Origin of the sequence: Pseudomonas sp. B8(2017) (assembly GCF_002113575.1) — a bacterium.
Lineage (GTDB): Bacteria > Pseudomonadota > Gammaproteobacteria > Pseudomonadales > Pseudomonadaceae > Aquipseudomonas > Aquipseudomonas putida_Z.
This window is the reverse complement of the sequence record NZ_NEIO01000004.1, coordinates 285,781-299,870: the sequence shown is the minus strand read 5'-3', so window position 1 is coordinate 299,870 and position 14,090 is coordinate 285,781. Positions and strand designations below refer to the sequence as shown.

The following is a 14,090-nucleotide window of genomic DNA, read 5'->3' as shown; positions in this document are numbered from 1 at the left end:
TGAGTTCGAACTCAGACTCGAGCGGCACCTATCTCCCTGGCAGCGCTGGAGCCTGTCCCCTCTACATCACAGGAACAGGCCGGGTACAACGGTCAACGACGTGGCAGGAACTGGAGCGGATCGACGGGTTTGCCCTGGCGGCGAATCTCGAAATGCAGCTTCACCCGATCTGTGCCCGTGGACCCCATTTCAGCAATCGACTGCCCTGCCTTGACCTGCTGCCCCTCCCGAACCAACAGCCTGCGGTTATGGCCGTAGGCACTGACGTAGGTATCGCTGTGCTTGATGATGATCAGTTCGCCGTAGCCCCTCAAGCCACTCCCGGCATACACCACTGCACCATCAGACGCAGCAAAAACAGGCTGTCCCAAATCACCGGCGATATCAATGCCTTTATTCAAACTACCGTTTGAAGCGAATTTTCCAATCAGCACGCCATTGGCAGGCCAGGTCCAGCCGCCTACCGCGCGCTCCGCGGCAGGCACCGTGGCGACCACCGGGGCGCTGCTGGAGGCTGCCGGCGTGGCCGGTTTGCTGGTGCTGGCAGGCGGTGTGCTGGTACTTCCCACAGGCCGCCGGATGACCGTGGTCTTGCTCGACGACGACGGGCTGGACACCACCGTGGTGCTGCCCGTAGAGCCGCTGCTGAAACGAATCGCTTGCCCCGGGCGAATGGTGTAAGGCGCCGCGATGCCGTTGCGCGCAGCCAGTTCCTTGTAGTCCCAGCCATAACGGAAGGCGATGGAGAACAGCGTATCGCCAGGCTTGACGATGTACTGCCCGGTGGTTACCGCCGGGCGCTTGGGCACGGTGTTATTGCGGTCGACCACCCGCGCGCTGTTGCTGCTGGTGCTCGAGCAACCCACCAGTAGCGTGCCCATGGCCAGTGCAATCACCAGAAGCGTGAAACCCGACCCGTCCTTGCGCTGCCGAATGACTGTGTGACCCACCCGCGCTCCCCTCATGGTGCCGAAAACGATATGAAGACAAGAAATGCAATATTATTGCAATTATAACCAAGCCCGCCCGCATTGGCAGGGTTGGTGAAAGACTGCTGCAAAGCCATGGCACACGCTGTGCGCTAGCGCTTCACCCCGCCAGATAGACAGGGCGTTGCTGCAAGAATTCGGTGCTGGCGCAAAAATATCGCGCGGCTCGAACCAGCAGTGTTCAGGCCAGCGGGCCGTTGAGCAGCGGTACGAAGCGCACTGCCCCCAGCACGCGGCGGGAGAATCCATGCTCCTCGCGCACGATCAGCATCAGCTGCTGGGTTTCGCCGGCTGGCCCCACCGGGATCACCATACGGCCACCGGGCGCCAGCTGGTCGAGCAATGCCTGCGGCACTTCCGGCGCCACGGCGGTGACGATGATGCCGTTGTACGGCGCCAGCGCCGGCCAGCCTTCGCAACCGTCGCCCCAGCGGAACACCACGTTGCGCAGGTTCAGTTCCACCAGGCGCTCCTTGGCCCGGTCCTGCAACACCTTGATGCGTTCCACCGAGAACACACGCTCGACCAACTGAGCCAGGATTGCCGTCTGGTAGCCCGAGCCGGTACCGATCTCCAGCACCTTGTCCAGCGGCCCGGCCTCGAGCAGCAGCTCGCTCATGTGGGCAACCATGAACGGTTGCGAGATGGTCTGGTTGTGGCCGATCGGCAGCGCGGTGTCTTCGTAGGCGCGATGCGCCAGCGCCTCGTCGACGAACAGGTGGCGCGGGGTACGACGGATCACGTCGAGCACCTTGGTGTTCGAAACGCCCTCCTCGCACAGGCGCTGGATCAGCCGCTCCCGGGTACGCTGGGAGGTCATGCCGATGCCACGCCGCAGCATATCGTCCTCGCGCATCAGAGCAGGCCCTCCAGCCAACCGTCGAGCTGCTCGAAGGCATCACTGAAGGTGCGGTCGAGCTGCAGCGGAGTGATCGATACATAGCCTTGCATCACCGCGTGGAAGTCGGTACCCGGGCCACCGTCCTCGGCATCCCCGGCCACGGCGATCCAGTAGCCTTCCTTGCCGCGCGGGTTGACCACCTTGGTCGGCGCCGCCGCCCGCGCCCGGTGACCGAGGCGGGTGAGCTGGATGCCACGAATGTGCTCCAGCGGCAGGTTGGGGATGTTGACGTTGAGCACGGTGCGCGGCGGCAAGGCCAGGCGCGACTGCGCCTCGACCAGGCGGCGGGCGATATGGGCCGCGGTTGGCAGGTTGTCCGGCTGGCGCGACAACAGCGAAAACGCCAGCGAGGTACCGCCAAGGAAACGACCTTCCAACGCGGCCGCGACCGTGCCCGAATAGAGCACGTCGTCGCCCAGGTTGGCACCGAGGTTGATCCCCGACACGACCATGTCCGGCGCCTGTGGCAACAGCCCATTGAGCCCCAGGTGCACGCAGTCGGTCGGCGTGCCGTTGAGGCTGATGAAGCCATTGGCCAAGGTCTGCGGATGCAGTGGCCGGTCCAGCGTCAGCGAACTGCTGGCGCCGCTCTTGTCTTGATCCGGGGCAATAACCACGCACTCGGCGTAATCCGCCAGCGCAGCGTGCAGCGCGGCGATGCCGGGTGCGGTAACACCGTCGTCGTTCGAAATCAGAATACGCATGAGCTGTCCGTCTGCCCCGCCGACACCAGATCCACGACTTCGCGCACCACCACGGTGGCGAAGCATCCGGCCGGAAGGACGAATTCCAGTTGCAGGATATCAGGCTCCGGATAATGCCACGTAAGACCGCCAATAGGGAGCCGCAGAATGCGTCGTTCGTGATCCATGCCCGCCAAGGCCAGCCACTGGCAAAGTGCCGGCTGCCGTGCGGCGATCGCATCCTCTTGTTGCGCAGTACTCCCCGTTGCCGGCGAATCGCCTGCCCCCCACAGCGGGCCGGTCGGATGCAGGTCAAGGATCGCCAGCCGAGGATCGGAACATTCCGACTCCCCAGCAGGAAAGAAGCTACGACTCGTGGTGAACGCCAACAGGTCGCCCACCTGCGCACGCGCCCAGCTGCCGTCGGCAACACGGGCTGCCAGCACCTGGTTGAACAGGTAGCTGCGTCCGGCCGAGAGCAACCGCGAACGCACGTTGCGCTGTTCAGGCAGGGCCTTGCGTGCGGCCCAATCGAGAGCGTCGTGAACGTTGCCGCCACCGTGGCCGAAGCGCTGGGTGCCGAAATAATTCGGCACACCGTGTTGCTTGAGCTGTTCCAGGCGCGCATCCACCGCCTGGTGATCGGCAGCCAGGGCAGTCAGGCGCAGCGTGAAGCCGTTGGCCGAATGCGCACCGCGCTGCAGCTTGCGCTGGTGGCGAACCTGCTTGAGCACACGCAGGCTGGCATCCTCGGCACGCGACAGGTCCGGGTCGGCCTTGCCTGGCAGGTGCAGGCTGAACCACTGGCGGGTCAGGGCCTGGCGGTCCTTGAGACCGGCGTAGCTGATCGTGCGCACCGGCACCCCAGCGGCACGGGCCAGGCGGCGGGCCGCCTCTTCGGTGTTCAGGTCACGCTTCTCGACCCACAGCCACAGGTGTTCGCCCTGGCCCGAGAGGGGGATGTCCAGCACTTCGTCGACCTGGAAATCCTCGGCCACCGCCTTGAGGACAGCGGTACCCAGTGGTTCGCCCGATGCGCGCGGGCCCAACAGTTCCAGTTCGGTCATGCTGGCAGCAGCAGGGCTACCGAATGCACGGCGATGCCCTCCTCGCGGCCGGTGAAGCCGAGCTTCTCGGTGGTGGTAGCCTTGACGTTGACCTGGTCGAGTTCGACCTGCAGGTCTTCGGCGATCAGCTTGCGCATGGTCTCGATGTGCGGGGCCATCTTCGGCGCCTGGGCGACGATGGTGGCGTCGATGTTGCCGACCTTCCAGCCCTTGGCCTGGACGATGCCGACCACATGGCGCAGCAACACCCGGCTGTCGGCGCCCTTGAACTGCGGATCGGTGTCGGGGAAGTGTTTGCCGATGTCACCCAGCGCCGCCGCGCCAAGCAAGGCATCGCTCAGGGCGTGCAGCAGCACGTCGCCATCGGAGTGGGCCAGGAGGCCGTATTTGTGGGGGATACGCACCCCGCCCAGGGTAATGAAATCACCGTCGCAGAAACGGTGCACATCGTAGCCGTGGCCAATACGCATAGAAAAACGCCCTGAATGAGTCAGGGCGTGATTCTACCTGCTTTTGAGGCATTGGGGCTGCTTCGCAGCCCATCGCCGGCAAGCCAGCTCCCACAGGTACGGCACAGGCCCGAGGCCCATGCGGTCGAGGTGGGAGCTGGCTTGCCAGCGATGAAGCAAGCACCACAGCTACGCCTTACATCCGCCCCAAGGCCACCGCATGATGACGCAGGTGCTCCTCGATGAAGCTGGCGATGAAGTAGTAGCTGTGGTCATAGCCAGGCTGCAGGCGCAAGTTCAGTTCATGCCCACCTTTGCGTGCCGCCTGCTCCAGGGCTTCAGGCTTGAGCTGCTTCTCGAGGAAGTCGTCGCGGTCGCCCTGGTCCACCAGCAACGGCGGGCATTCGCCGGCCGGGGTCTCGGCCAGCAGCACGCTGGCATCCCACTCGCGCCAGCGTGCACGGTCTTCACCCAGGTAGCGGCTGAAGGCTTTCTCGCCCCACGGGCAATCCATCGGGTTGCTGATCGGCGAGAACGCCGACACCGAGCGGTAGCGCCCCGGGTTGCGCAAGGCGCACACCAGCGCGCCATGCCCACCCATGGAGTGGCCACTGATGCTGCGCTCGCCCGAAGCCGGGAAGTGCGCCTCGATCAACGCGGGCAACTCCTCCACCACATAGTCGTGCATGCGGTAGTGCTGGGCCCAGGGCTGCTGAGTGGCATTGAGGTAGAAGCCGGCACCCAGGCCGAAGTCCCAGGCACCGTCCGGGTCGCCCGGCACCTGCTCGCCACGCGGGCTGGTGTCGGGGGCGACGATGATCAACCCAAGCTCCGCGGCCAAGCGCTGGGCGCCGGCCTTCTGCATGAAGTTCTCGTCGGTGCAGGTGAGGCCGCTGAGCCAGTACAGCACCGGCAGCTTCTCGCCCTGTTCGGCCTGCGGCGGCAGGTAGACGGCGAACACCATGTCGCAGCCCAGCACCTTGGAGTGATGCCGGTAACGCTTGTGCCAGCCGCCGAAGCTCTTCTGGCAGGAGATGTTATCCAGGCTCATGGCAAACCTCAGAAGTGGATCACGCTGCGAATGCTCTTGCCTTCGTGCATCAGGTCGAAGGCCTTGTTGATGTCTTCCAGGCCCATGGTGTGGGTGATGAAGGTATCCAGCGGGATCTCGCCCTTCTCGGACATTTCCACGTAGCTTGGCAGCTCGCTGCGGCCACGTACGCCACCGAACGCCGAACCACGCCATACGCGGCCGGTGACCAGCTGGAACGGACGAGTGGCGATTTCCTGACCGGCACCGGCCACGCCGATGATCACCGACTCGCCCCAGCCCTTGTGGCAGCATTCCAGCGCAGCACGCATCAGCTGCACGTTGCCGATGCACTCGAAGGAGAAGTCCACGCCGCCGTCGGTGAGGTCGACGATCACTTCCTGGATCGGGCGGTCGTAGTCTTTCGGGTTGATGCAGTCGGTGGCACCCAGCTGGCGGGCGATTTCGAACTTGGCCGGGTTGATGTCGATGGCAATGATACGCGACGCCTTGGCCTTGACCGCACCGATCACTGCCGACAGGCCGATGCCGCCCAGGCCGAAGATGGCCACGGTGTCACCCGGCTTGACCTTGGCGGTGTTGAGCACCGCGCCGATACCGGTGGTGACGCCACAACCCAGCAGACAGACCTTTTCCAGCGGCGCTTCTTTCTGGATCTTGGCCACGGAGATTTCCGGCAGCACGGTGTACTCGGAGAAGGTCGAGGTACCCATGTAGTGGAACAGTTGCTGGCCTTTGTAGGAGAAGCGCGTGGTGCCGTCCGGCATCAGGCCCTTGCCCTGGGTGGCGCGGATGGCCTGGCACAGGTTGGTCTTGCCCGAGAGGCAGAACTTGCACTTGCCGCATTCCGGGGTGTACAGCGGGATGACGTGGTCACCGACGGCGACCGAGGTGACGCCCTCGCCTACCGCCTCGACGATCGCGCCACCTTCGTGGCCGAGGATCGACGGGAAGATGCCCTCCGGGTCGGCGCCCGACAGGGTGTAGGCGTCGGTGTGGCAGACACCGCTGGCGACCACGCGCAGCAGCACTTCACCGGCCTTGGGCATGGCCACGTCGACTTCGACGATTTCCAGGGGTTTCTTGGCTTCGAAGGCTACGGCAGCACGGGACTTGATCATCAAAGGTCTCCAGACAGAGGGTCGATTCAGTTTGGCAGTGTAATTCACCGCCTTTTTGATGAATAATCCGGCCAAAGACAAAACATTATTGCCATACAGGGATAATCAATGAGCAGCCGCTGGGAAGGCATCGACGAGTTCGTCGCCGTGGCCGAGTCGGGCCAGTTCACCGCGGCCGCCGAGCGCCTGGGGGTTTCCTCGTCGCACATCAGCCGGCAGATCGCCCGGCTGGAGGAACGGCTGCAGACGCGCCTGCTGTACCGCAGTACCCGGCGGGTGACCCTGAGCGAGGCCGGGCAGACATTCCTGCAGCACTGCCAGCGCCTGCAGGATGGCCGCGAGGAAGCCCTGCGCGCCATGGGCGACCTGGCCAGCGAGCCCAAGGGGTTGCTGCGCATGACCTGCGCGGTGGCCTATGGCGAGCGCTTCATCGTGCCGCTGGTGACACGGTTCATGGCGCTGTACCCGCAGCTGCGGGTGGATGTGGAACTGAGCAACCATACCCTCGACCTGGTGCACGAAGGCATGGACCTGGCCATCCGCCTGGGCCGGCTGGCCGACTCACGACTGGTGGCAACCCGCCTGGCGCCCCGGCGCATGTACCTGTGCGCTTCGCCGGCCTACCTGGAACGTTACGGTCGGCCACACAGCCTGTCGGAACTGGCGCGGCACAATTGCCTGGTGGGCAGCTCGGATTTGTGGGCGCTGCAGCAGGACGGCCGCGAGATCAGCCAACGAGTCCAAGGCAACTGGCGTTGCAACAGCGGGCAGGCGGTGCTGGACGCGGCGCTGCAGGGGATGGGGTTGTGCCAGTTGCCGGATTATTACGTGCTGGAGCACTTGAACAGTGGTGCGCTGGTGTCGTTGCTGGAGGCGCACCAGCCACCGAATACCGCGGTGTGGGCGCTGTATCCGCAGCAGCGGCACCTGTCGCCGAAGGTACGGCGGCTGGTGGATTACCTGAAGGAAGGGTTGGCGGGGTTGCCGGAGTATCGGCAAGGCTGAAGAGGTGTGTTGGCTGGGCCGGCCTCTTCGCGGGCTCGCCCGCTCCCACAGGTACAGCGCCAACCTGAAGGTATGCGCTGTACCTGTGGGAGCGGGCATTCCCGCGAAGAAACCAGCACTGGTCAAAGCCTCAGCGGCGCCCTGCCCAACGCTGGCGCAACCACTCCAGGTCTTCCGGCCGGGTCACCTTGATGTTGTCGCTGCGCCCTTCGACCAGCCGCGGCGCCTGGCCGGACCACTCGATGGCGGAGGACTCGTCGGTTACCAGCACATCCGACACCAGGCACTCGGCCAGCGCCCGATGCAACGCCCCCAGGCGGAACATCTGCGGCGTATAGGCCTGCCAGATGGTGCTGCGGTCGACGGTAGCGCCCACCCGGCCATCGGCATCGGCCCGCTTGAGGGTATCGCGCGCCGGCACCGCCAGCAGGCCACCCACCGGGTCGTCCGCCAGCTCCGACAACAGCTTGTCCAGATCGCTGCGCGCCAGGTTCGGTCGCGCGGCATCATGCACCAGCACCCAGTCGCTGTCCGCCGCCCCTTGGGCATGCAGCATCAGCAAGGCATTGAGCACCGAGTCGGCACGCTCGCGGCCACCCGTGGCGCGCTGGATGCGCGGGTCGCTGGCGCAGCGCAGGCGAGGCCAGTACGGGTCATCTTCGGCAATGCTGACCACCACGCCCTTGAGCATCGGGTGGCCAAGAAAACAGTCGAGGCTGTGCTCGAGAATGGTCTGCCCGGCCAGCTCCAGGTACTGCTTGGGGCGGTCGGCAGCCATGCGGGCACCTACGCCCGCAGCAGGAATCACGGCCCAGAAGGCCGGTAAGGTTTCGATCATTTCTGTGGCAACTGGAAGAGGGTTTCGCCCTCTTTGACCATCCCCAATTCGTGGCGAGCCCGCTCTTCAACGGTCTCCATGCCTTTTTTCAGCTCCAGCACTTCGGCATCGAGCACGCGGTTGCGCTCGAGCAAGCGCTCGTTTTCGGCATGCTGCTCGGCAATCTGCTGCTTCAGCTCGGTCACTTGCGCCAGGCTGCCATTACCCACCCACAGGCGGTACTGCAGGCCACCCAGCAGCAGGAGCAGGACGAGGAACAACCAATAGGGACTGCGCATCACGTTATCCAGGTTAAAAAGGCTGCCGGTACTTTTTACTTCGGGGCCTCGAATAGCACGAAGCCTGGCCGAGGCCAGGCTTCGTCGACAGAAACCCGTTGGAATGTAGGAAAGAACAGTACGAACGTTCCTACAACTCCGGCTGCTGTCTTTTTACCATCTCTTGCTTAGCCGCGAAACTCGGCACGACCGCGGTAAACCGCTTTGGCACCCAGTTGCTCTTCGATGCGCAGCAGCTGGTTGTACTTGGAAACGCGGTCGGAACGGCACAGCGAACCAGTCTTGATCTGGCCAGCAGCAGTACCCACGGCCAGGTCGGCAATGGTCGAGTCTTCGGTTTCACCGGAACGGTGCGAAATCACCGCGGTGTAGCCGGCAGCCTTGGCCATCTGGATGGCTTCCAGGGTTTCGGTCAGCGAGCCGATCTGGTTGAACTTGATCAGGATCGAGTTACCGATGCCCTTCTCGATGCCTTCCTTGAGGATCTTGGTGTTGGTCACGAACAGGTCGTCGCCAACCAGCTGCACCTTGGTGCCGATCTTGTCGGTGAGGATCTTCCAGCCAGCCCAGTCGGACTCGTCCAGGCCGTCTTCGATCGAGATGATCGGGAAGCGCTCGGTCAGGCCTTTCAGGTACTCGGCAAAGCCTTCGGCGTCGAACGACTTACCTTCGCCAGACAGGTTGTACTTGCCGTCTTCGTAGAACTCGGAAGCCGCGCAGTCCAGGGCCAGGGTCACGTCGGTGCCCAGCTTGTAGCCGGCTTTCTCAACGGCTTCGGCGATGGCGCCCAGAGCGTCTTCGTTGGAAGCCAAGTTAGGGGCGAAACCACCCTCGTCACCAACAGCGGTGTTCAGGCCACGGGCCTTGAGCACGGCTTTGAGGTGGTGGAAGATTTCGGTACCCATGCGCAGGCCGTCGGAGAAGGTCTTGGCGCCAACTGGCTGAACCATGAACTCCTGGATGTCGACGTTGTTGTCGGCGTGCTCGCCACCGTTGATGATGTTCATCATCGGTACCGGCATCGAGTACTGGCCCGGGGTGCCGTTCAGGTTGGCGATGTGCGCGTACAGCGGCAGGTCCTGGTCCTGGGCAGCGGCCTTGGCGGCAGCCAGGGAAACGGCCAGGATGGCGTTGGCGCCCAGCTTGGCCTTGTTCTCGGTACCGTCCAGTTCGATCATGGCGCGGTCCAGGGCCTTCTGGTCGGCAGGGTCCTTGCCCAGCAGCAGGTCACGGATCGGGCCGTTGATGTTGGCGACGGCCTTCAGCACGCCCTTGCCCAGGTAACGGCTCTTGTCGCCATCACGCAGCTCCAGCGCTTCGCGCGAGCCAGTGGAAGCACCGGACGGCGCGCAGGCGCTACCGATGATGCCGTTGTCGAGCAGTACATCGGCTTCCACGGTGGGGTTGCCACGCGAATCGAGAACTTCACGACCTTTGATGTCGACGATTTTTGCCATTGTTGTAAGCACTCCAGAATTGACGAAAACAACTTAGCTTAGGAAATTCTTGCCGTTCACCGGGCGGACTTGCAGTGGGCAGGCCGGGTGAAGGGAACCCCTGACCGACTGGTCAGGGGTGGATCGGACGGTACTTTACCCGAGAATCGAGCTTTACGCGGTTTCTACCGTCGGAAAACTTTTCACCAGGTCGTCCAGTTGCTTGAGCTGGGCCAGGAACGGCTCCAGTTTGTCCAGGCGCAGGGCGCATGGGCCATCGCACTTGGCGTTGTCCGGATCGGGGTGGGCTTCGAGGAACAACCCGGCCAGGCCTTGGCTCATGCCGGCCTTGGCCAGGTCGGTGACCTGGGCGCGGCGACCACCGGCGGAATCGGCGCGACCACCCGGCATCTGCAGGGCGTGGGTCACATCGAAGAACACCGGGTACTCGAACTGCTTCATGATGCCGAAGCCGAGCATGTCCACCACCAGGTTGTTGTAGCCGAAGCTCGAACCACGCTCGCAGAGGATCAACTGGTCGTTACCGGCCTCCTCGCACTTGGTCAGGATGTGCTTCATTTCCTGGGGTGCGAGGAACTGGGCCTTCTTGATATTGATCACCGCGCCGGTCTTGGCCATGGCCACCACCAGGTCGGTCTGCCGCGACAGGAAGGCCGGCAGCTGGATGATGTCGCACACCTTGGCTACAGGCTCGGCCTGGTAAGGCTCGTGCACGTCGGTGATGACCGGCACTTTGAAGGTGCGCTTGATCTCTTCGAAGATCTTCAGCCCCTCTTCCATGCCCGGGCCACGGTACGAGGTCACCGACGAACGGTTGGCCTTGTCGAAGCTGGCCTTGAACACGTACGGGATACCGAGCTTCTCGGTCACCCGCACGTATTCCTCGCAGACCTTCATTGCCAGGTCACGGGACTCCAGGACGTTCATGCCGCCGAACAGGACGAACGGCTTGTCGTTGGCGATCTCGATGTTACCGACGCGAATGATCTTCTGGGTCATTGATCAGGCCTTGTTCTTCTGAGCCAGGGCTGCCTTGACGAAGCCGCTGAACAGCGGGTGGCCGTCACGCGGGGTCGAGGTGAATTCCGGGTGGAACTGGCAGGCGACGAACCATGGGTGGTCCTTGGACTCGACCACTTCCACCAGCGCACCGTCTTCGGAACGGCCGGAAACCACCAGGCCGGCGTCGACCAGTTGTGGCAGCAGGTTGTTGTTCACTTCGTAGCGGTGACGGTGACGCTCGGTGATCACGTCCTTGCCGTAGCAGTCGTGCACCTTGGAGCCGGCGGCAAGCTGGCAGTCCTGTGCGCCCAGGCGCATGGTGCCACCCAGGTCGGAGGCTTCGCTGCGGGTTTCGACGGCACCGGTGGCATCGGCCCACTCGGTGATCAGGCCGACGACCGGGTGGCCGCTGTTGCGGTCGAACTCGGTGGAGTTGGCGTCTTTCCAGCCCATCACGTTACGGGCGAATTCGATCACGGCCACCTGCATGCCCAGGCAGATACCCAGGTACGGCACCTTGTTCTCACGGGCGTATTGTACCGCGGTGATCTTGCCTTCCACGCCGCGCAGGCCGAAACCGCCCGGTACCAGGATGGCATCGGCGCCTTCGAGCAGGCTGGTGCCCTGGTTCTCGATGTCTTCCGAGTCGATGTAGCGCAGGTTGACCTTGGTGCGGTTGGTAATGCCGGCGTGGCTCATCGCTTCGATCAGCGACTTGTACGCATCCAGCAGCTCCATGTACTTGCCGACCATGGCGATGGTCACTTCGTGCTCAGGGTTGAGCTTGGCATCGACCACCTTGTCCCACTCGGACAGGTCGGCGCCATTGCACTGCAGGCCGAAGCGCTCGACAACGAAGTCGTCCAGGCCCTGTGCGTGCAGCACGCCCGGGATCTTGTAGATGGTGTCGACGTCTTCCAGCGAAATCACCGCACGCTCTTCAACGTTGGTGAACAGCGCGATCTTGCGACGCGACGAAGCATCAACCGGGTGGTCGGAGCGGCAGATCAGCACGTCAGGCTGCAGGCCGATGGAGCGCAGCTCCTTGACCGAGTGCTGGGTCGGCTTGGTCTTGGTCTCGCCAGCGGTGGCGATGTACGGGACCAGAGTCAGGTGCATCAGCATGGCGCGCTTGGAGCCCACTTCGACGCGCAGCTGGCGGATGGCCTCGAGGAACGGCTGCGACTCGATGTCACCCACGGTACCGCCGATTTCCACCAGGGCCACGTCGGCATCGCCGGCGCCCTTGATGATGCGACGCTTGATTTCGTCGGTGATGTGCGGGATGACCTGGATGGTCGCGCCCAGATAGTCACCACGACGCTCCTTGCGCAGTACGTGCTCGTAGATGCGGCCGGTGGTGAAGTTGTTGTTCTGGGTCATGGTGGTGCGGATGAACCGCTCGTAGTGGCCCAGGTCGAGGTCGGTCTCGGCGCCATCGTGGGTGACGAACACTTCACCGTGCTGGAACGGGCTCATGGTGCCCGGATCGACGTTGATGTACGGATCCAGCTTGAGCATGGTGACCTTCAGGCCCCGCGCTTCCAGGATGGCCGCCAGGGAAGCCGAGGCAATGCCTTTCCCCAATGAAGAAACAACACCGCCCGTGACGAATATGTAGCGCGTCATGAAAAACCCTAGAAGTCTGCGTTAAGGCGGCCAGCGCCGCCGGAGAAAGCGAAGGAAGGCCGAAGCCCCCGATCACCTGCGTCAATCACAGTGCATCTCGAAAAACTGCCGCGTCTGTACAGACCAGGGGTATCCCCGGCATGGAGCTCGCTCGTCATTTCCAGAATCAGCCCAGCAAAAAACTGCTTGGTAATCGGCAACTCCTGTGTTTTCGCGGAACCCACAGAAGCTGTATCAAGAAGGGAGGGTAGTCTACCCGAATGTACCCTTCAGCTCAAACCTTGCGCGTTCGTCGGCAACTGCCAGGACAGCTGGCAATCAGCCTGCACCAGCCCGGGCAGGTTGGCCACCGCCAGCAGGCGCTCGCCCTGGTACAGCAGTGGCAGGCGCGGGCGCAGGAAAAGCGGCACCTGCAGCTCGTTGAGCAGGCGCTTGAGGTCGCGTCGGCCGCGGCCGGGGAGGTCCAGCACTTCACCGCCCTGACGGTAGGCAATGCGCAAGCCGTGCAGCGGCGCTGCGCCAACAAGACGCACACTGCCGTTACCCGGCAACGGCAAAGGCTTGGCGGGATCGGCCCAGGCCAGTTCGCCGACGGGCAGCTGCAGCCAGTCACCGCTCAACCACCAGATGCGCCCATGACTGCGCAGCAGTTGCCCATCGGCAAGCTGCCAGGCGGGCTGGGCATCGGCGGCGGCATCGCGCAGGTCGGCCCAGCCGGCCCAGTGCCGGGTGTCGGGCAGGCGGGTACGGCGGCTCAGCCAGTATTGCAGGGCATTGCGCTGACGGGCCGGCGACAGCGCCACCAGAGTAGCCAGGTCGAGGGAGTCCAGCCCCGGCCAAGCCACCGGCGCGCCCTCCCCGGCGAGCGCCAGGTCGTCCTGGGCCAGCTCGTCCAGCAGGCCTTGGGCTTCGCCCAGGTGCTCGGCGGCGCGGGCCAGGTTCTGGCTGGCCTGCGGCCAACGTTGCTGAAGCAGCGGAAACACTTCGCTGCGCAGGTAGTTGCGGGCAAATTGTGTGTCAGCGTTTGACGGATCTTCGATCCAGGCCAGCCCATTGGCCTGAGCATGGTCCTGCAGTTGCTGGCGGGAACAGCCCAGCAATGGCCTGACCAGGCTGCCCTGCCCTAGCGCCCGCTGCCCCGGCATTGCCGCCAGGCCACGCAGGCCTGCACCGCGCAGCAGGCGGAACAGCAGGGTTTCGGCCTGGTCGTCGCGGTGCTGGCCGGTGAACAGGATGTCGCCTGGGCCGAGGGCTTGCCTGAAGGCAGCATAGCGGGCGTCGCGGGCGGCTTGCTCGAGGCTGGCGCCGGAGGTGACCTGGACGTGGATGACCTGGAGTTCGATGCCGAGATTGTCGCAGACGGTTTGGCAGTGGGCGGGCCAGGCATCGGCGGCGGATTGCAGGCCGTGGTGGACGTGGATGGCGCGCAGTGGAGGGGATGCGTGATTGCGGGCGTAGTCGGCCAGCAGGTGCAGGAGGACGGTGGAATCGAGGCCGCCGGAGAAGGCGATGTACCAGGTGGGGGCGTTGAGCCAGGGGGTGAGGTTGATCATTGGGGCCTCACATGGCTTGAGATTGCCGGGGGTGCTTTGCACCCCTTTCGCCGGCAAGCCAGGCTCC

General features: G+C 64.0%; 14 protein-coding genes. 1 reads left to right on the top strand and 13 read right to left on the bottom strand.

Annotated elements, in window-relative coordinates; all coding sequences use genetic code 11:
- Positions 1–92 precede the first annotated feature (92 nt).
- The 7 genes from CAG22_RS09410 to CAG22_RS09380 form a co-directional block, all read right to left on the bottom strand.
- Positions 93–950, bottom strand: a complete 858-nt coding sequence (locus CAG22_RS09410) for a peptidoglycan DD-metalloendopeptidase family protein (RefSeq protein ID WP_084785063.1) — start codon at positions 948–950, stop codon at positions 93–95.
- 220 nt (positions 951–1,170) lie between these two features.
- The gene (locus CAG22_RS09405) at positions 1,171–1,809 is read right to left on the bottom strand and encodes a protein-L-isoaspartate(D-aspartate) O-methyltransferase (protein WP_015269209.1); all 639 of its coding nucleotides are present in this window, start codon (positions 1,807–1,809) and stop codon (positions 1,171–1,173) included.
- Between the two features lie 35 nt (positions 1,810–1,844).
- A complete protein-coding gene (gene surE, locus CAG22_RS09400) occupies positions 1,845–2,594 on the bottom strand; it encodes a 5'/3'-nucleotidase SurE (RefSeq protein WP_025337991.1) in 750 nt (249 codons plus the stop codon).
- The gene (gene truD / locus CAG22_RS09395; protein WP_085593278.1) at positions 2,582–3,640 is read right to left on the bottom strand and encodes a tRNA pseudouridine(13) synthase TruD; all 1,059 of its coding nucleotides are present in this window, start codon (positions 3,638–3,640) and stop codon (positions 2,582–2,584) included. The genes surE and truD overlap by 13 nt, the downstream gene beginning before the upstream one ends.
- The gene (gene ispF / locus CAG22_RS09390; protein WP_015269207.1) at positions 3,637–4,110 is read right to left on the bottom strand and encodes a 2-C-methyl-D-erythritol 2,4-cyclodiphosphate synthase; all 474 of its coding nucleotides are present in this window, start codon (positions 4,108–4,110) and stop codon (positions 3,637–3,639) included. The genes truD and ispF overlap by 4 nt, the downstream gene beginning before the upstream one ends.
- Before the next feature lie 175 nt (positions 4,111–4,285).
- Positions 4,286–5,140 (bottom strand): S-formylglutathione hydrolase, encoded by an 855-nt coding sequence (fghA, locus tag CAG22_RS09385; RefSeq protein ID WP_085593280.1) that lies wholly within the window; start codon positions 5,138–5,140, stop codon positions 4,286–4,288.
- Between the two features lie 8 nt (positions 5,141–5,148).
- The gene (locus tag CAG22_RS09380) at positions 5,149–6,261 is read right to left on the bottom strand and encodes an S-(hydroxymethyl)glutathione dehydrogenase/class III alcohol dehydrogenase (protein ID WP_016712915.1); all 1,113 of its coding nucleotides are present in this window, start codon (positions 6,259–6,261) and stop codon (positions 5,149–5,151) included.
- 108 nt (positions 6,262–6,369) lie between these two features.
- On the opposite strand from CAG22_RS09380, the gene CAG22_RS09375 reads away from it, so the two are divergent.
- The gene (locus tag CAG22_RS09375; RefSeq protein WP_025337988.1) at positions 6,370–7,266 is read left to right on the top strand and encodes a LysR substrate-binding domain-containing protein; all 897 of its coding nucleotides are present in this window, start codon (positions 6,370–6,372) and stop codon (positions 7,264–7,266) included.
- Between the two features lie 130 nt (positions 7,267–7,396).
- Here CAG22_RS09375 and ispD read toward each other — a convergent pair whose 3' ends face one another.
- The 6 genes from ispD to tilS all read right to left on the bottom strand — a co-directional run bounded on the left by ispD (position 7,397) and on the right by tilS (position 14,023).
- On the bottom strand, positions 7,397–8,104 hold the full coding sequence (ispD, locus tag CAG22_RS09370; RefSeq protein ID WP_085705352.1) for a 2-C-methyl-D-erythritol 4-phosphate cytidylyltransferase: 708 nt from the start codon (positions 8,102–8,104) through the stop codon (positions 7,397–7,399).
- On the bottom strand, positions 8,101–8,382 hold the full coding sequence (gene ftsB, locus CAG22_RS09365; RefSeq protein WP_004375443.1) for a cell division protein FtsB: 282 nt from the start codon (positions 8,380–8,382) through the stop codon (positions 8,101–8,103). The genes ispD and ftsB overlap by 4 nt, the downstream gene beginning before the upstream one ends.
- Positions 8,383–8,549: 167 nt before the next feature.
- Complete coding sequence (eno, locus tag CAG22_RS09360) at positions 8,550–9,839, bottom strand: phosphopyruvate hydratase (RefSeq protein WP_015269203.1); 1,290 nt, start codon at positions 9,837–9,839, stop codon at positions 8,550–8,552.
- 153 nt (positions 9,840–9,992) lie between these two features.
- Positions 9,993–10,838, bottom strand: coding sequence for a 3-deoxy-8-phosphooctulonate synthase (gene kdsA / locus CAG22_RS09355; protein WP_085705350.1), 846 nt, complete (start codon positions 10,836–10,838; stop codon positions 9,993–9,995).
- Positions 10,839–10,841: 3 nt separating this feature from the next.
- Positions 10,842–12,470 (bottom strand): CTP synthase, encoded by a 1,629-nt coding sequence (locus CAG22_RS09350; RefSeq protein WP_025337984.1) that lies wholly within the window; start codon positions 12,468–12,470, stop codon positions 10,842–10,844.
- A 269-nt stretch (positions 12,471–12,739) separates the two neighbouring features.
- Positions 12,740–14,023 carry a tRNA lysidine(34) synthetase TilS gene (gene tilS, locus CAG22_RS09345; protein ID WP_085705348.1) on the bottom strand — a complete coding sequence of 428 codons (1,284 nt, stop codon included), beginning with the start codon at positions 14,021–14,023 and terminating at the stop codon, positions 12,740–12,742.
- Positions 14,024–14,090 lie beyond the last annotated feature (67 nt).